Raw genomic sequence first — 16,768 nt, 5'->3', positions numbered from 1 at the left:
AAATCGTAGGTTTCCACAAACAATTCATCAACTTATAACCGTCTTTCGTGAAAACGGTGGGACACCTGTGGAACGGCCACGCAAATCCTATGCTGGGCGCGGCTTTCAACCCATTTATGGCTGAAACGCCGCTTCAATGCTAGACTTTTGCTTGGCTATCGAATGCCAGACTGTTTTGTGGGATGGTGGACTTCTCACGGTGCAGCTGCGATTCCAACTCCTCAATTCGCTTCAACATTTGCGCCAATTCAGTTTCCGCATGATCCGAACGGCCGGCTATAGTCTTGAGGATAGCGTTGAGCGGGTCGTTTTCGTTGGTGGTAACTGCATAGGCAGAAAAGGCCTGCCCGGCGACCCCCTGTTCCAGTCCTTCGACAATTCGCGCGGGAATCCCGACGACCGTCGCACCGGCGGGAACCTCTTTGACGACCACCGAGTTGGAACCAATCTTGGCGCCTGCACCGACCAGGAACGGCCCGAGAATCTTGGCGCCCGCGCCAACCGTGACGCCATCGCCAAGGGTGGGATGACGCTTACCCTTGTTCCACGCCACACCACCTAGCGTCACGCCGTGATACAGGGTGCAATCGTCGCCGATCAGCGCCGTCTCGCCGATGACGATGCCCATGCCGTGATCGATAAAAAACCGGCGTCCAAGCGTGGCGCCAGGATGAATTTCCACGCCAGTGAACAATCGCCCGACGTTGGACATCAGACGGCCCAGCCATTTCAGGCCAACGTTCCACAGCGGGCTCGATACCCATCGATGCCACCAGATGGCATGCATGCCCGGATAACAGGTGAGCACTTCCCACCAGTTGCGGGCGGCCGGATCGCGTGCGTAGACGCTGTGAATATCTTCGCGGAGTCGGGAGAACATGGGCATCACATCATTATTGAACGGTGTCGGTCAGCGTAGACCGGATCGCGCCTTCGTGCAATCGAGTCTATTGAACTTGATATTTTCCCATGTTCCAACTTCAGGCATTTCTCAACGCACATGCAAGTGAGAATCAGCGCCGCTTCATCAGCGCCGCCAGCAATCCGCGCAGGATCGCAACCTCTTCCGGCTCCATGCGAGCGCGCGCGAACAATCGCCGCATGCGCGTCATGAATCGCTTGGGCTCGGCGGGATCGAGAAATTCAGCCGACACCGCGGCCGACTCCAGATGTTGCAGGAATCCTTCCACTTCACCGATGCCCGAGGCGGGCCGGGCCGGTTCATCGTTCACCGTGAATGCGTTCGCCGCCATCATCATTTCGTAGGCGCCAAGTTGAATCGCCTGCGACACATTCAGCGACGTGTACGCCGGATTGGCGGGGATCATCGCGATCATCTGGCAGCGATCGACTTCTTCATTCGATAGCCCAAAGGTTTCATTACCAAACACCAGCGCCACGGTCCTCTGTGAACCCGCCGACAATTCATTGATCGCAAAAGCCGCCGCCTCACGCAGGCCACGCATGCCATGCGAAAGCTCGCGACGGCGCGCGGTGAACGCGAGCGCGAAATGTACGTCGGCAAGTGCTTCGTCGAGTGTGCCGACTACGCGGGCATTTTCAAGTACGTCATTCGCCCCCGATGCCAGTGCCACGGCCTGGGCATCCCGCGTCGCGCCCGCGTGCCGGGGAGTTACCAGCACCAGATCCGACAAGCCCATGGTTTTCATCGCGCGCGCGGCGCTGCCAATATTGCCGGGGTGTGAGGTCGATATCATCACGACTCGAACACGAGCCAACAAATACGGAAACGTCGGGGGGGTAGTCATAGTAAAATTATGACTTCTTCTTGCTCTTAATGCGTGAATGGAAAGTGAGCGAGCGGGAGTAAATTTGTTGCTGCCGCACGGAAATCTGCAATTTGCATAATTCCGTGCGGCAGCAGCAAAGTCACCCCGCGCGGTCGTGCTCCATGCGCATAGAAAATATATCCATGCATCCGATGCTGAACATCGCCGTGAAAGCGGCGCGCCGTGCGGGCTCGCTCATTACCCGTGCGTCCAACGACCTCGATAAACTGACAGTCGAGCTGAAATCCCAAAACGATTTCGTGTCAGAAGTCGACCGGATCGCCGAAGCGGCGATCATCGAAGTTTTGCGCGAAGCCTATCCACAGCATAGCATCCTGGCCGAGGAATCCGGTCTCACGGAAACCGCGTCGGAATATCAATGGATCATTGACCCCCTCGACGGCACCACCAATTTTTTGCATGGATTTCCTCAATATTGTGTATCCATCGCGCTAGCGGTAAAGGGCGTGTTGAGCCACGGCGTCATTTACGACCCGACACGCAATGAACTGTTTACCGCCTCGCGCGGCGGCGGTGCGTTCCTTAACGACCGGCGCATTCGGGTTTCAAAGACACTGAATTTGAAAGATTCCTTGCTCGGCACCGGTTTCCCGTTCAAGGAATTCACGAGCATTGACCAGTATCTGGGCTTGTTCAAGGAACTCACGCCGAAATGCGCCGGCATTCGCCGCCCGGGTTCTGCAGCACTTGATCTCGCCTATGTCGCGTGTGGCCGTTATGACGGCTTCTGGGAAAGGGGTCTAAGCCCCTGGGACGTGGCGGCAGGCGCCTTGATGATCAAGGAAGCCGGCGGCCTCGTGACCAGTTTTGCCGGTGATGACATGTTTCTGGAAAACGGCAACATCGTGACGGCAACACCGAAGGTATTTCCTGCCCTGCTGCAGATCGTGCAGGCGCATTACAAAGCCTGAGGGAGCGTGGATGCGACGCGATGCATCATGGCAGTCGGCGTTGCACCTCCGTCGCCTGTCGTGCTTCCTGTGGCATTGACGCGAACATGAACGACAAGGCCTTCAGCCAGCACACGCCGATGATGCAGCAGTATCTGCGTATCAAGTCGGAGTATCCGGACACACTGGTGCTGTATCGCATGGGCGATTTCTATGAGCTGTTTTTCGACGACGCCGTAAAAGCCGCCAGACTGCTCGACATCACGCTCACCACGCGCGGTCAATCTGCCGGCACCCCGATCAAGATGGCCGGCGTACCCTTTCACGCCATCGAGCCTTATCTCGCCAAGCTGGTCAAGCTGGGGGAATCTGCCGCGATTTGCGAACAGGTGGGCGAAGTCACCAACAAAGGGCCAGTCGAACGTGCGGTGGTTCGCGTGATCACACCCGGGACGCTGACCGACAGCGCGCTACTACCCGATGCGCGTGACGTGCTGATTGCGGCTGTTTACGTACAAGGCACGCAGCTCGGCCTGGCGGCATTGTCTCTGTCGGGCGGCCGATTTCGAATAATGGAGACAAGCGTTTCGCAATACCAATCCGAGCTTGAACGCTTGCAACCTTCAGAGTTGCTGTTGCCGGAAAACGCGAAATTGAATGCTAATGGTATCGCCATACACCGCATCGCCGACTGGCAATTCGATATCGAATCGGCCACCAAACTGCTTGCCCGGCAATTCAACACGGCCGATCTCAAGAGCTTTGACTGCGACGACCTGCCCCTTGCCATCGCCGCCGCGGGCGCATTGTTGCAATACGTTCAGCAAACGCAACGCACGGCGTTACCGCATCTCACCGGCCTGTCGGTCGAACGTAGCGATGACTTCGTTCGCATGGATGCGGCCACGCGCCGAAATCTGGAGATCTGCGAAACCATCAGTCGAGAAACATCCCCCACGCTGTTTTCATTGCTGAACACCACCGTCACGAGCATGGGCGCGCGCATGCTGCGCGACTGGCTGACCCATCCTCTGCGTGACCGCGACGTTATCCAGCAACGACTGCACGCCAGCCACACCGTGCACGAATCCGTCCCTGCCTTGCAGGGCCTGTTGTCCGACTGGGCGGATATCGAGCGTATCGTCACGCGGATCGCACTGAAGACGGCGCGTCCACGCGACCTTGCGGCATTGCGCAACGCACTCGGCAGCGCGCCAGAACTTCACCGGCACATAGTCGGATTGAAAAGTCACGCACTGGAGCGGCTTTCCAGCCATTTCTGCCTGGAGGCCCGCATCCACGCTGGACTTTCGGTATCCCTGCGTGATGACCCCGCTTCGATGGTCCGTGACGGCGGGGTAATACGCGACGGTTTCGACGCCGAACTCGATGAGTTGCGCGCGATGCAAAGCAACGCCAGCGGTTTTCTGCTCGATCTCGAAAAGCGCGAGCGCGAACGCACCGGCATTGCCAATTTGCGGGTCGAGTACAACCGCGTGCATGGCTTTTACATCGAGGTCACGCAGGGTCAGCTCGACAAGGTTCCCGTCGACTACCGCCGGCGTCAAACGCTCAAGAACGCCGAGCGCTACATTACGCCGGAACTGAAAATCTTCGAAGACAAGGCGCTATCCGCCGGCGAGCGCGCGCTGGCGCGGGAGAAATTTCTCTACGATGCCTTGCTGGATCAATTGTTGCCCGATGTTCCCGCGCTGCACGCGCTGGCGCGCGCCGCAGCCGAGCTCGACGTGCTGTGCGCGAATGCGGTGAACGCCAAACGCTTCAGCCTTTCCGCGCCGGTGTTTGTCAGCGAGGACCGCATTTCGATTCAGGGCGGACGACATCTGGTGGTGGAGAGCCAGGTTGAGAGTTTCATCGCGAATGATTGCGAGCTGTCGCGCTCACGCCAATTGTTGCTCATTACCGGTCCGAATATGGGCGGCAAATCGACCTACATGCGTCAGGTCGCGCAAATTGTGCTGCTGGCTCATACCGGTTCTTTCGTACCCGCCGCGCACGCCGAGATCGGGCGCATCGATCAGATCATGACGCGCATCGGCGCCAGCGACGACCTGGCCGGCGGGCGCTCCACGTTCATGGTGGAAATGACGGAAGCCGCGTCAATCCTCAACAACGCCAGCAACCATAGTCTGGTGCTGATCGATGAAATCGGTCGGGGCACATCAACTTTTGACGGACTCGCACTCGCGTACGCGATTGCCCGCCACCTGGCTCAAGTGACGCGTTGCTACACGCTGTTCGCCACGCACTATTTCGAGCTCACGCATCTGAACGCCGAATTGGCGAATCTCGCCAACGTGCATCTGGATGCGGTCGAGATGAAAGACAAGATCGTGTTTCTGCACAAACTTGAGTCCGGTCCGGCCAACAAGAGTTACGGCTTGCAAGTTGCACAACTTGCAGGCGTTCCCCGGTCAGTCGTGCGCTCGGCGCGCAAGCATCTTGAAACGCTGGAGGTCACACACGTGGCGGCGACACCGCAAGCGGGACTTTTCGACACACCAAAAAAGATCGCTGATGCGGAAATTCACCCGGCGCTCGACGCACTCGACGACATCAAGCCGGATGAACTGTCACCGCGAGAAGCGCTCGACAAGCTGTATCAACTGAAAAAACTGCACGAAACGAAAAACTGACTCGCGGGCGCGCCACAAATCAGTGGTGGTGCCCGTGATCGCCATGTGCATGGCCATGCGTGATTTCATCAGCCGTAGCAACACGCACATCCTTGACGGTGCATTTGAAAAACAGTCGCTCTCCCGCCAGCGGGTGATTGCCATCGATCACCACCGTGTCATCGGCGATATCGGTGACCGTGTATACCACCCAGCGATCATCCTCTTCACCTTGCGGCAATCCTTCAAACTGCATGCCGACTTCCACATTGGCCGGAAATACACTTTTCGGTTCAACGCGAATCAGGTTTTCGTCAAAATCGCCAAATGCGTCCTCGGGCTGTAGAGACACCGAGAATTCCTCACCTGCAGCCTTACCCGACAAGCCCTCCTCGACCAGTGGAAAGATACCGCTGTAGCCGCCATGCAGGTACGACAAGTCAGTACCGGCATCTCCGAGGGAGTTGCCGTCGCTGTCAATCAGATCATAGGAAAGTGTGACAACGGTGTCTTTGGTGATTTGCATGGATGTCGTGGCAGCAAGTATGGCTTGCAGCGCAAGTTGGGTGAGATGCGGGAATTCAAAACGCTGCGATTGTACCGCGATGCGGTGGCAGAGCGCGTAAATTAGCGGACAGCTTGCTGCAATGCTCAATGCCCGTGGATTTGCCTCACAAGTTTCAGTACGGCCGACGCGTGTTCACGTGGACTGAGATCGCGCAATATGTGCCTGACCACACCTTTCTTGTCGATGACGAACGTCGAGCGGTGCACACTTGGACGCGTGGAACCGTTGACAGCTACCTCGCCCACGACATCATATTTTTTCATCACCTCGCAGTCGGCATCAGACAGCAATTGCAGTGACAATCCGTGCTTGTCGCGAAATTCTTCATGCACCAGACAATCATCACTGGAGACTCCAAACACGACGGTATCGCAATCCGCGAACTCCTCGTCATGATCGGAGAAATTGATCGCCTCCAGGGTGCAGCCAGGCGTGCCGTCGCGCGGATAGAAATACAGGACGACGTTTTTCTTGCCGCGAAAGCTGGAAAGCTGGATCATTTCCATGCTTGCGTCAGGAAGTTCAAATGCGGGCGCTCTCGAACCAACCTGTAACATTATCGTCTCTATCCATCAGCATTGGGTTGTTGAAGGTAAATTGATTCTATCTCATTTTCTTTTTTACTTTGCAAGGCATCATCGAATGAAGAAAACAGCTCACGAAAAAGATGGCCCGAACCGGCCTCTCGCGCATCTGGGTGGACTTTCCGCGAAACAATTCCTGCGCGATTATTGGCAGAAGAAACCGCTGCTGGTTCGAAACGCTTTCCCCGATCTTGCCGAGCCGCTGACAAAGCGCGAGGTGCTCGAGCTTGCGCAACGGGAAGATGCGGAGAGCCGACTGATCGCACACACCCGCGCAGGTTGGACGCTGCAACAAAATCCACTTTCGCGCCGCGATTTCGCCGCAGTGAAACAGGATAAATGGACCGTTCTGGTTCAGGATACGCAGCATTTTTCTTTTGAAGCGCACGACCTGCTTGCCCACTTTGACTTCATCCCGCATGCGCGGATCGATGATCTGATGGTGAGCTATGCCGTGCCGGGTGCTGGTGTAGGTCCCCATATCGATTCCTACGATGTGTTCCTGCTGCAGGGTTCGGGCAAACGCCGCTGGCGTATTTCGGCCCAGAAAGACCTGCGTTTGAAACCAGGCGTTCCACTCAAGATCCTGGCGCACTTCAAGGCCGAACAGGAGTTTATGTTGGAGACAGGCGACTTGCTCTATTTGCCACCTGGAATTGCCCATGATGGCGTCGCCGAAACGGAATGCCTCACCTGGTCTGTCGGCTGTCGTGCGCCGTCCCAGCAGGAATTGACGACAGCGCTGCTGGATTACCTGCGCGACGAAGTAGTGCTTGGCGGGCAGTATTGTGACCCTGATCTTGCCCCCACACGACAGCCCGGCGAGATCGACGCTGCGATGCGAAAACGTGTCGCGAAGATGTCGAAGGAGATTCAAGACGCGACGTGCAATGCAAGCTACCAACAGCGTTGTCTGGGCCGTCTGCTTACGGACCCGAAACAGCACATTTTTTTCGATCCGCCGGATACGATGTTGGGTATCGGTGCTTTCAGGCAGGCAGTAAATCGGTGCGGCGTCGTGCTCGACCTGAGAACGCGATTCCTCTATTCGGAAGAGCTGTTCTTCATGAACGGCAACGAGTTTTCGGTGGAAACCACCGATGTGGAAGTGCTGCGACACCTTGCCGACTCGCGCCGACTCTCCGCGGGCTTGGTAAGTGATGGCAAAAGAAAATCGTTGGGTGCGACGCTTTACTGTGCGTATCGCGACGGCTTTCTGCATATTGCCTGAAGCATCGCAAATCTGATGGCCGCGAAAAGACGCCAAAGTTGACAAGCCAGACGGAGTACAGACATGCGCGATGAATCCCGGCACGCCAGCGAGTCGCCCGAAAAAATATATCGGCTCATGGTTAACAACGCCGATTCGGCTGGCGCCATCGAAAAGGTCGTCAACGCGGCACGCCGCGAACTTCGTGTTTTCGACTCAACCGCACGGACACTTCGCGACCGCGGCTTTGGCAGCCCATCCCGGATTGAGCTAATTCGGGCGTTGCTCGCTGCCAATCGCGGACATCGTCTGCGCATTGTGTTGCATGACGTCAAGGCCATCGAGGTTGAGTTGCCGCGCCTGCTCTATCTGTTGAGGCCGTTTTCCGGGCAGATTGAGGTACATCGCACCGTGGATCAGGCCACCGAAGCGCGCGATCCGATGATCATCGCCGACGATAGCCACTATTGGCGAAAACCGCATGTTGACCAACCTCGTTCCGTCATTACCCTGCATGACGCCGTGGGCACACGACCATTCCTGGAGCGATTCGAAGAAATTTGGGAGAAAAGCGAACCCGCCGCAAGCGGGACCACCCTCGGGCTTTGAGAGGGCATCCGAGACAATTTGGCGGTGGCAAATTGACAGTTGTGCAGTGCACCAAAGCAATGCTATACTAATCAGTCGGTCGAAACAGATCACAGCGTCAATAGCACGATTATTGTTCAGTGCCAAAAAGATGGCTGGAAAGCGACATCAGCCGATAAAAATTTTGATCAAATTTTTCTCCAAGGGAATCCCAAATGAATAAATCAGTCCTCATCGCTGCAATCGTAGCCATCGGCCTCGCCGCCTGTGGCAAAGAAGAAGTAAAAGTTGCACCGGCTGCTCCCGTTGCGCCGAAGGTTGAAGCTCCGGCTGCTGCTGCCGTTGATGCTGCCAAAGCTGCTGCTGGCGCAGCTGTTGACGCGTCCAAAGACGCCGCCGGCAAGACCGTTGAAGCCGCCAAAGATGCTGCCGGCAAGACTGTCGAAGCGGCCAAAGACGCTGCTGGCAAGACCGTTGAAGCTGCCAAAGATGCTGCTGGCAAGACCGTTGAAGCTGCCAAAGACGTCGCCAAGGATGCTGCTGGCAAAGCAGTTGATGCCGCCAAGGCTGCTGCTCCCGCTGCTGCCCCGAAGAAGTAATTCTTACGGTGCATTAGCACTGGCATGGCAACACAAGAAAGCGCCGGTCACACAAAAGTGTGACCGGCGCTTTCATTTGTGGGCCAACCGCGGACATATCGCTTCAGATCTCTCGCCAGTCGAAGCCGCGGCCTTGTTCCGCAATGCCGATCCAGTCCGGCGAGCATGACAAGGCATTGGCGAGTGCAGCCTGCGCCAATTCAATCCGGTTGTTCTGTTTCGACAAATGCGCGGCAAAAACGTGGGCCAATTTCGCGCAGTCGATATTTCTCAGCAATGACGCGGCCGTGTGGTTATCAAGATGACCAAACCGCCCGGCGACCCGCTTCTTCAAGCTTGCCGGGTATGGCCCGCTCATCAGCATGTCCAGATCGTGATTGCATTCAAGCACGAGTGCATCGCACCCGGACAAAGCTGACTGAATATGATCTGTTATCGTTCCGGTATCGGTTAGCACGCCCAGGCAAGCGTCACCATCAGAAAAAACGTATTGCACCGGCTCATAGGCGTCATGCGGAACCAGAAACGGCGTGATCTGGATATCGCCGACAGAAAATACGTCATGCGGATCCACAAACCGAACCAGTGACGCGGAAATTGAGCCTTCGTTCAAGACCTTTGCGGTGCCATGCGTAAGCCACACAGGAATATTGTGCTTGCGCGCAAACCGTGAAACACCGCCGATATGGTCGGAATGCTCATGTGTCACGACGATCGCGTTCAGGTTTTCCGGTAGCAGGCCTGCCCGCGAAAGGCGCTTTTCAGTTTCCGCGAGACCGAAGCCGCAATCCAGCATTAGCGCACTTCGCCCAACCTGGACGACCAGCGCATTGCCTTCGCTTCCGCTGCCCAATGAGGTAAAACGCAAAGTCACACCACCGCCGTCACAAGCATCGTAACAACCACCATCAAAAAAATACAACGGGCCTGTCCCTAAAGGAAACAGGCCCGTTCATCATGTCCCGCGCGTTGATGCAGATTATCTCAACTGTTCAAGCAGCAAGCCGAGGATTCGCTTTGCGGTTGCAGAATTGTCCACTTTGCCGTCGGCACCCTGCACATCCACATTTGTCACGCCAGCTGCTTCGGCAACATATATCCGGTACTGCGGCTTCGTCGCTGGATCATCACTGCGCCAGAACGCCAACTTATCCAGGAATCCCTTTTCCTGGACGGCCTGCGGCTTCGCGACCGGTTCGTCCTTGCGCCAGAACGCCAACTTGTCCAATAGACCTTTGTCCTGGCCGGACTTCGCCTCGGCCTCTGGATCGATGTAGCGCACGAAGAACAATCCCTTCGAGCGATCACGATCTTCCACGGTAAATCCGACACGATCCAACGCCAGACCGACACGACGCCAGGCGCGGTCGAATGGTTCACTGAGCTTCAGTGATCCGCCCTGATTCCTGTCGTACGATGCGCGCGCGACATTGGCCGGTGCAGTCGTCGCACCGGCTACCACGCTGGCCTTGTCTGCGCTGAAGGCAACGCCGAATTTCACCATCAGACGGGCAAGCATTTCCGCTTCCAGTTCCTTGTCCGCCGGGCGCGGCTGCCAAGCCGTACCGAGCTTGTCCGGGTTGGCGTAAACCTCTTCCACACCGCGATGACTCACGTAGATATCGGTGGTACCCCGTTCCGTACCGAGCTCGATCCGCGTGCGGAATTTGTCACGCATGCCCGATTCATAAAGACCATCAACAAAGCGTCCGATTGTCCGTCGTACCAGATCCTGCGGAATTTTCGCGCGATTTTCCGCCCAGTCTGTCTCCATGATACCGACATCCGGAGTCTCACGTTTGAGCACGAAGCCACTCTCCAGCCAGAACTCCTTGAGGGTTGACCAAACCTGCTCGGGCGTCGCTTTCACGACCAGCCAGCGTTGTTCACCGGCACGCTCAATGCGAGCACTTTCCACTTTTGGCAACACCGCGCTGCCGGTGACCGGTGCATTGCTTCGCTCACGATTATAAGTTGAGAACGTCGTTGCCTTGGAATCGGGAATCACGAAACGGTCATCGGCGATCGGCGACGTAAGATCCGGCGGCACCTCCAGCGAAGGAATTTTGCCGCCTTGAGATCGATAGTCGGTGCTTTTGTTTGAAAAGGCACCGCAACCCGCAAGTAGCAGGCCAAGCAGTGAGGCAATCAGCAGATTTCGAGACATCATTTAGGCTACTTCCTTTACGTGTTCGATGGGCTCGACTTGTTCGGCCCGCTCGATAATACCCGCGGTGATCATGGCTTCCATCAATTTGCCATGAAATTTTGGATCAAACGGCGTGAGCGGGAGGCGAATACCAGAGTCGATAAGGCCCATTCTATTCAGAGCCCATTTGACCGGGATCGGATTGGATTCCAGGAATAGCCGGTTATGCAACCCGAGCAATCGATTGTTGATTTCAATGGCACGGACGCGGTCGCCTTTCAGCGCCGCCACGCACATTTCATGCATCAAGCGCGGCGCGACATTTGCCGTCACCGATATTGTGCCATGCGCACCCAGCAACATCAGCGCCAGCGTTGACACGTCCTCGCCACTGTAAATGGCGAAGTCCTTTGGCGCGCGCAGCAGCAACTCCGTGCCACGCGCCATGTTCGCGGTCGCATCCTTGATGCCAACAATGTTTGGAATTTCTGACAGGCGGATTGTCGTGTCAGCGGACAGATCCGCGATGGTGCGACCCGGTACGTTATACAAAATGGTCGGCATCTGAACTGCTTCGGCGATGGCGCGAAAGTGCTGATACATTCCCTCTTGAGTAGGTTTGTTGTAATACGGCACCACCGATAGGGCGTAATCCGCGCCAGCATCTTTTGCAAACTCAGTCAGATGAATAGCTTCCGTGGTTGAGTTTCCGCCCGTGCCCGCGATCACTGGAATTCGCTTGCCCGCAAAGTCGACCGCGGCTTCGATCAAGCGGCGATGCTCATCGAAATCGACTGTCGGCGATTCGCCCGTCGTTCCGACGATTACGATGCCGTCGGTCCCTTCCCCAACATGCCAATCGATGAGTTTTTTCAGTCGCGCAAAATCGAGCGCGCCATCTGGCAGCATCGGGGTGACAATCGCCACCAGGCTTCCGGTTAACATAGGTGCATGATACAAAAAGAGTAATCGGTCATTTTAGCATTTAACCCCGAAACGTCCCAATGCATCGACTGGCTGGTCAGTCAATCAGGTTTTGGGCAGCAATTCGCTGAACCATGGCCGGTTTCGGTTTGTCCACGTAGCGATGTTCGTAAGCGACGACCCTTAACTTGCCGTGCACCGCGTCCAGCAATTCTCCCGGCCGCAAAAGAAAATCCGATCGCGAAGGCCTGCCGAATTGCTCATTTCCCTCCGCAAATGTTTCATAAATCAGCCAGCCATGCGCTGCAACCGAATTCACCAACGTCTTCAGCAATGCACGGTGAAGATAGTTGGTTACAACGACCGCCGCGAACAACTCATCCGCATACGGCCAACGACAAATTTCAATGTCGGCCTGTTTGAACGCAATTTGCGCGGAAAGTTTTGGCGATTTTTCTTTGTCCACTGCATTCACGACATGGCCGCGCCCGACAAACCAGTTTGCATGCCTGCCCGCACCGCACGCGACATCCAGCACCCGCCCGCCGGAAGGTACGCTCACGCCGAATCGAATGACCCAGTCGGAAGGCGCAAGATCGTGAGGAACCGTGGAACTCGTTTCGCTCGAATGCATGCGTGAATGATACCGACGGCATCTGCGATAATCACAAAATGAGCACAAAATGAGCACATGCACCTGGGACATTTCACAAATTCTCCCCTTCAGTGTCAGGCTGTGCCCGGAGGATATGCAATTTGGCGAATTGCCGGCCGGTCGACTGTTGTGAGATTTCCCATGCAAAAATTGAGATTCTCCATCTCTGCCCGCATAGCGGCGCCTGGACTTGACCCCACCCCGTGCGCACGATTCCGATACGGCCCTCATGAGTAGCCCGTTGAGCCGCACTCGCACGGAATGTGAAGCCCTTGATCGTGCGGACCCGCTGGCGTTCGCGCGAAAAAGATTTCTTTTACCGGAAGGCGTGGTCTATCTAGACGGTAACTCCCTCGGCGCATTGCCCGCCACGACCGCAAACTGCCTGCAAGACACCGTGCGGCACGAGTGGGGCGTTGGCCTGATTCGTTCATGGAACGACGCGGACTGGGTTGCGTTGCCAAAGCGGATTGGCAGCACCATTGCCGCCCTGCTCGGCGCGCAGGAAAACGAGATCATTGCCACGGACTCGACGTCTATAAACATCTTCAAAATACTTGCAGGTGCGTTGTCCCTTGCTTCGAAGCAAGACAATTCGCGCAGGGTGATTCTGTCGGAGCGGGACAATTTTCCGACGGATCTGTACATTTCGCAGGGCATCAATGCCACGTTCGGAAATGCATACGAACTGCGATTGGTTGATGAAAATATCGAGTCGGCTTTCAATGATCGGGTGGCGGTAGCGCTGGTCACGCAAGTCGATTACCGTACAGGCCGCATGCACAACATGGCGCGACTGAACAAACTGGCTCGCGAGGCAGGTACGCGCGTTGTCTGGGATCTTAGTCACAGCGCCGGCGCGGTGCCGGTGGAGTTGAACAAAAACGGCGCGGAACTGGCTGCCGGCTGCGGCTACAAATATCTCAACGGCGGGCCGGGCGCGCCGGCATATCTCTATGTGGCGAGTGCCTTGCAAGCTGACTTCCCGACCCCGTTGTCGGGATGGTTCGGTCATGCGGCACCGTTCGACTTCAAGCCGGATTACTTGCCAGCACCCGGAATTGAACGATTCCAGTGCGGAACTCCTTCCGTGCTGGCGATGCTCGCTCTCGGTTGTGGCCTCGCGACTTTCGCGGACGTCTCCATGGACGAACTGCGCGATAAATCCCTTAGACTCTCGGACCTGTTTTGGCAGTTGATGGATGAACAATGTGGAGAATTCGGTTTTGCCTGCGTGTCGCCACGCGAACACGCGATCCGTGGCAGCCAACTTTCATTCGCCCATGAACATGCCTCCGCGATCATGCAGGCTCTCATTGACCGCGGGGTCATTGGCGACTTTCGTCAACCCAATCTATTGCGCTTTGGCTTTACGCCGCTCTATTTGCGATATACAGATGTCTGCGACGCCGTAAAGGTAATACGCGAGGTCATGCAGTGCGGCGCATGGAAAGCAACCCGGTTTCAGCAACGAAAACAAGTTACCTGATAAACGCCTGAGGGATTGTGATGCCGACGATAGCCCCGATCAAGATTGAATTCGACCACCCACGCATCAATGGCTTGCGCTCACGGATAACGACGGAGCAGGCATGGGCCAAGGTCTTTGCCGAGCCTTCACAGAAGGAGCGCATTGAGCTCAAGGCTCGCATTAAGCGCACGCTGAAAGAGCAGGATGCCGTGCTGGTCGCCCACTATTACGTGCACCCCGACTTGCAGGATCTTGCGGAAGAGACCGGTGGATGCGTGTCTGATTCGCTGGAGATGGCCCGCTTTGGCCATAACCACCCGGCCAAAACCATCGTTGTGTGCGGCGTGCGCTTCATGGGCGAAACGGCAAAGATTCTCAACCCCGAGAAGCGCGTGATCATGCCCGAACTGGAGGCGGAATGCTCGCTGGATCTGGGTTGCCCGGCCGACGAGTTTGCGGCGTACTGTGATGCAAACCCTGATCGCACGGTGGTGGTCTATGCCAACACCAGCGCCGCAGTCAAGGCGCGCGCTGACTGGATGGTGACTTCATCCATCGGATTGAAAATTGTCGAACACTTGCACGCGCAAGGGAAGAAAATTCTCTGGGCGCCGGATCGCCATTTGGGTAATTACATCCAGCGCGAAACAGGCGCCGACATGTTAATGTGGCAGGGCTCCTGCATGGTGCATGACGAGTTCAAGGCTTTCGAGTTGGCGGAACTCAAGAAGAAGCATCCACTGGCCATGGTACTTGTGCATCCGGAATCCCCTGAAGCCGTGGTGAAGCTGGCGGACGTGGTTGGTTCAACCACACAAATTATCCGCGCCGCGCAGACACTCGACGCGCACGAGTTCATCGTTGCGACCGATAAGGGGATTTTCCACAAGATGCAGGCTGCCGCACCCGGAAAACTTTTCATCGAGGCGCCGACGGCGGGAAATTCGGCCACCTGCAAAAGTTGCGCGCATTGTCCATGGATGGCCATGAACGGGCTCGCAAATCTGGCGGAAGTGCTCACGCTGGGCAACAATGAAATCAATATCGACGGCACCGTTGCAGATCGCGCAAGACGGTCAATCCAGCGGATGCTGGATTTTGCCAAAGGACTGGATCTCGGCAATGCTGCGTCGAAAAATGCGCCAGGAAATGTTCGGGGTATTGGGCCAGCATGAAAAAATCAGCGTGCGCGCGGTGACAATATTTAGCATGGCTTTCAGGCCATCGATGGCCATTCCCTCTAACGTGCCAGTGCAAGAGTTGGGTTACACTCTCGACAGGAGTTTGAGGCGGGATCGAGCAGGATTGGCAGTGGATCCCGGGGCAAAGTAAAAATAACATGGCAACCAGAACCGTCCACCGGGCAACATGATTCATAACGCATCCGGCAATGGGGTAGCCGATCTGCCCCCGGGAGACATTGACCCCGCTGTTTTGGCAGAGTTGACGCGCGCCTTGTTGCCCTATTTGGGACCGTATTCGATTACGACGGTAAAGCGGGCGAGTCGCGCGACGAACGACCCGAACGAGGCAATTCGCATGGTCGCGCAGCACATCGAGGATCTAGCGAAGCGCGAATTGTTTTTGAAAAGTGCGAAGCGCATTCTCGGCACTTTTCGCGCGCCCGCAATGGCGGCGCCCGTCAAACCTGCCGCAAAAGTCATCAGCCAACAGAATACTGGTGGACGACCCGCAACGCCGATTACGCCCGAACTCATGAAACGTGGAGAAGTTGCGCTTGCGTCGATCATTGGACCGTTGGCTACCGTGCTGGTCACTCGATATGCCGGTGCTTCCGAAAATTCCAGGGATTTCTTTGAACGGCTTGCCAGTCATCTACGCACACCAGAAGAGCGCGATTCCTTCTTTCTGCACATTCGCAATAGCGGTGGTGCCGCATCCGGCCCCAATTAGCAGCGCGACACACCAGGGCAATTTTTTATTCGCGATTTTTTCGCAAGTACAGGGAGTTTTCGGTATGGGTCTGCGACTCAAGTTCAACCTCATTTTGCTCGCTGTCTTTGTGGCTGGCTTTGCGACCATTGGCATGGTCGCCCTACGCTATCTTGAAAATCAGGCAATCGATGAAGCCCGGCGTGCGGCACTGGTGGTGCTCGACGCCGCGGGATTTTCAAATCTCGATCCGCGCATCGCCTCCGGCCTGGGTTCCCGGCTGGTTGAAATGAAAATACGCGAGTTCACCGCAACGGATGAGTTAAGCGGCATCGAAGGGCAAGTTGCGCAAAAAATGAGCGCGGCAAATTCAAGCCAGATGACGGAAATATTGACCGCGCCCGCTGGTGGCCGGCGCCTCGCGGTCGCCCGCACTTTCCATCCTGCTGGCTCGGGCGGCGCAAGAATTCGCTTGGCAAACATCGATCTGGTGCCCGTGCTGGCCACGGCCAATACCGCACTTATCACCCTGATGAGCTCAATTGGTGCGGTGTTCCTCGCTGTATTTGTCGTCCTGAATTTGATGCTCGACCGAATGATCGTCCGTCCGGTGGCGGAAATGGCCCGTCAGGCCGATGCGGTTTCGATCGGCAATTTTTCCATCCCGGAATTTGCACCCAAAACCAGGGACGAGATCGGTGTGCTCGGCATTGCGTTTAATCGCATGCGCCGCAGTACCGAAGAGGCGATCAAACTATTGAAGGGCAGCAACTTCTAGGCCGGGTTTCGA

Annotated in this window: 17 protein-coding genes; 9 read left to right on the top strand and 8 right to left on the bottom strand. The window is 56.4% G+C overall.

The window, feature by feature from the left end:
* Positions 1–139: 139 nt before the first annotated feature.
* Positions 140–880, bottom strand: a complete 741-nt coding sequence (gene cysE, locus IPP88_01000) for a serine O-acetyltransferase (protein MBL0121352.1) — start codon at positions 878–880, stop codon at positions 140–142.
* A gap of 133 nt (positions 881–1,013) precedes the next feature.
* Entirely contained in the window at positions 1,014–1,769 is a 756-nt protein-coding gene (locus tag IPP88_00995; GenBank protein ID MBL0121351.1) for an RNA methyltransferase, read from the bottom strand.
* A gap of 164 nt (positions 1,770–1,933) precedes the next feature.
* Here IPP88_00995 and IPP88_00990 point away from each other — a divergent pair, with 164 nt between their 5' ends.
* Together IPP88_00990 and mutS are read left to right on the top strand one after the other, a co-directional pair.
* Positions 1,934–2,722, top strand: coding sequence for an inositol monophosphatase (locus tag IPP88_00990; protein MBL0121350.1), 789 nt, complete (start codon positions 1,934–1,936; stop codon positions 2,720–2,722).
* A gap of 119 nt (positions 2,723–2,841) precedes the next feature.
* On the top strand, positions 2,842–5,358 hold the full coding sequence (gene mutS, locus IPP88_00985; protein ID MBL0121349.1) for a DNA mismatch repair protein MutS: 2,517 nt from the start codon (positions 2,842–2,844) through the stop codon (positions 5,356–5,358).
* A 19-nt stretch (positions 5,359–5,377) separates the two neighbouring features.
* Here the strand turns inward: mutS and IPP88_00980 are convergent, their stop codons facing one another.
* Positions 5,378–5,863: a peptidylprolyl isomerase gene (locus tag IPP88_00980; protein ID MBL0121348.1), complete on the bottom strand. Its 486-nt coding sequence runs from the start codon at positions 5,861–5,863 to the stop codon at positions 5,378–5,380.
* 125 nt (positions 5,864–5,988) lie between these two features.
* Positions 5,989–6,462, bottom strand: coding sequence for a peroxiredoxin (locus tag IPP88_00975; GenBank protein MBL0121347.1), 474 nt, complete (start codon positions 6,460–6,462; stop codon positions 5,989–5,991).
* Between the two features lie 85 nt (positions 6,463–6,547).
* On the opposite strand from IPP88_00975, the gene IPP88_00970 reads away from it, so the two are divergent.
* The 3 genes from IPP88_00970 to IPP88_00960 all read left to right on the top strand — a co-directional run bounded on the left by IPP88_00970 (position 6,548) and on the right by IPP88_00960 (position 8,886).
* On the top strand, positions 6,548–7,720 hold the full coding sequence (locus IPP88_00970) for a cupin domain-containing protein (protein ID MBL0121346.1): 1,173 nt from the start codon (positions 6,548–6,550) through the stop codon (positions 7,718–7,720).
* A 63-nt stretch (positions 7,721–7,783) separates the two neighbouring features.
* Entirely contained in the window at positions 7,784–8,308 is a 525-nt protein-coding gene (locus IPP88_00965) for a hypothetical protein (GenBank protein ID MBL0121345.1), read from the top strand.
* A gap of 194 nt (positions 8,309–8,502) precedes the next feature.
* On the top strand, positions 8,503–8,886 hold the full coding sequence (locus IPP88_00960; protein ID MBL0121344.1) for a hypothetical protein: 384 nt from the start codon (positions 8,503–8,505) through the stop codon (positions 8,884–8,886).
* Between the two features lie 103 nt (positions 8,887–8,989).
* Here the strand turns inward: IPP88_00960 and IPP88_00955 are convergent, their stop codons facing one another.
* The 4 genes from IPP88_00955 to IPP88_00940 form a co-directional block, all read right to left on the bottom strand.
* Positions 8,990–9,754, bottom strand: a complete 765-nt coding sequence (locus tag IPP88_00955; GenBank protein ID MBL0121343.1) for an MBL fold metallo-hydrolase — start codon at positions 9,752–9,754, stop codon at positions 8,990–8,992.
* Between the two features lie 111 nt (positions 9,755–9,865).
* Positions 9,866–11,053: an outer membrane protein assembly factor BamC gene (gene bamC / locus IPP88_00950; protein MBL0121342.1), complete on the bottom strand. Its 1,188-nt coding sequence runs from the start codon at positions 11,051–11,053 to the stop codon at positions 9,866–9,868.
* A gap of 3 nt (positions 11,054–11,056) precedes the next feature.
* Positions 11,057–11,980, bottom strand: a complete 924-nt coding sequence (locus IPP88_00945) for a 4-hydroxy-tetrahydrodipicolinate synthase (protein MBL0121341.1) — start codon at positions 11,978–11,980, stop codon at positions 11,057–11,059.
* Between the two features lie 76 nt (positions 11,981–12,056).
* The gene (locus IPP88_00940; GenBank protein ID MBL0121340.1) at positions 12,057–12,593 is read right to left on the bottom strand and encodes a class I SAM-dependent methyltransferase; all 537 of its coding nucleotides are present in this window, start codon (positions 12,591–12,593) and stop codon (positions 12,057–12,059) included.
* Between the two features lie 250 nt (positions 12,594–12,843).
* Here IPP88_00940 and kynU point away from each other — a divergent pair, with 250 nt between their 5' ends.
* The 4 genes from kynU to IPP88_00920 all read left to right on the top strand — a co-directional run bounded on the left by kynU (position 12,844) and on the right by IPP88_00920 (position 16,756).
* Positions 12,844–14,103, top strand: a complete 1,260-nt coding sequence (kynU, locus tag IPP88_00935; GenBank protein MBL0121339.1) for a kynureninase — start codon at positions 12,844–12,846, stop codon at positions 14,101–14,103.
* A 20-nt stretch (positions 14,104–14,123) separates the two neighbouring features.
* Positions 14,124–15,260, top strand: a complete 1,137-nt coding sequence (gene nadA, locus IPP88_00930; protein MBL0121338.1) for a quinolinate synthase NadA — start codon at positions 14,124–14,126, stop codon at positions 15,258–15,260.
* 193 nt (positions 15,261–15,453) lie between these two features.
* Positions 15,454–15,999 carry a hypothetical protein gene (locus IPP88_00925; GenBank protein MBL0121337.1) on the top strand — a complete coding sequence of 182 codons (546 nt, stop codon included), beginning with the start codon at positions 15,454–15,456 and terminating at the stop codon, positions 15,997–15,999.
* Between the two features lie 64 nt (positions 16,000–16,063).
* On the top strand, positions 16,064–16,756 hold the full coding sequence (locus tag IPP88_00920; protein ID MBL0121336.1) for a HAMP domain-containing protein: 693 nt from the start codon (positions 16,064–16,066) through the stop codon (positions 16,754–16,756).
* Positions 16,757–16,768 lie beyond the last annotated feature (12 nt).

This window comes from Betaproteobacteria bacterium, from assembly GCA_016720925.1.
Lineage (GTDB): Bacteria > Pseudomonadota > Gammaproteobacteria > Burkholderiales > Usitatibacteraceae > UKL13-2.
This window is presented reverse-complemented; position numbering and strand designations above follow the sequence as displayed.

Bases quoted from the DNA above. Each gene is read 5' to 3' on its own strand.
- cysE (MBL0121352.1), bottom strand. From the start codon at position 880: ATGTTCTCCCGACTCCGCGAAGATATTCACAGCGTCTACGCACGCGAT.
- IPP88_00995 (MBL0121351.1), bottom strand. From the start codon at position 1,769: ATGACTACCCCCCCGACGTTTCCGTATTTGTTGGCTCGTGTTCGAGTC.
- IPP88_00990 (MBL0121350.1), top strand. From the start codon at position 1,934: ATGCATCCGATGCTGAACATCGCCGTGAAAGCGGCGCGCCGTGCGGGC.
- mutS (MBL0121349.1), top strand. From the start codon at position 2,842: ATGATGCAGCAGTATCTGCGTATCAAGTCGGAGTATCCGGACACACTG.
- IPP88_00980 (MBL0121348.1), bottom strand. From the start codon at position 5,863: ATGCAAATCACCAAAGACACCGTTGTCACACTTTCCTATGATCTGATT.
- IPP88_00975 (MBL0121347.1), bottom strand. From the start codon at position 6,462: ATGTTACAGGTTGGTTCGAGAGCGCCCGCATTTGAACTTCCTGACGCA.
- IPP88_00970 (MBL0121346.1), top strand. From the start codon at position 6,548: ATGAAGAAAACAGCTCACGAAAAAGATGGCCCGAACCGGCCTCTCGCG.
- IPP88_00965 (MBL0121345.1), top strand. From the start codon at position 7,784: ATGCGCGATGAATCCCGGCACGCCAGCGAGTCGCCCGAAAAAATATAT.
- IPP88_00960 (MBL0121344.1), top strand. From the start codon at position 8,503: ATGAATAAATCAGTCCTCATCGCTGCAATCGTAGCCATCGGCCTCGCC.
- bamC (MBL0121342.1), bottom strand. From the start codon at position 11,053: ATGTCTCGAAATCTGCTGATTGCCTCACTGCTTGGCCTGCTACTTGCG.
- IPP88_00945 (MBL0121341.1), bottom strand. From the start codon at position 11,980: ATGTTAACCGGAAGCCTGGTGGCGATTGTCACCCCGATGCTGCCAGAT.
- IPP88_00940 (MBL0121340.1), bottom strand. From the start codon at position 12,593: ATGCATTCGAGCGAAACGAGTTCCACGGTTCCTCACGATCTTGCGCCT.
- kynU (MBL0121339.1), top strand. From the start codon at position 12,844: ATGAGTAGCCCGTTGAGCCGCACTCGCACGGAATGTGAAGCCCTTGAT.
- nadA (MBL0121338.1), top strand. From the start codon at position 14,124: ATGCCGACGATAGCCCCGATCAAGATTGAATTCGACCACCCACGCATC.
- IPP88_00925 (MBL0121337.1), top strand. From the start codon at position 15,454: ATGATTCATAACGCATCCGGCAATGGGGTAGCCGATCTGCCCCCGGGA.
- IPP88_00920 (MBL0121336.1), top strand. From the start codon at position 16,064: ATGGGTCTGCGACTCAAGTTCAACCTCATTTTGCTCGCTGTCTTTGTG.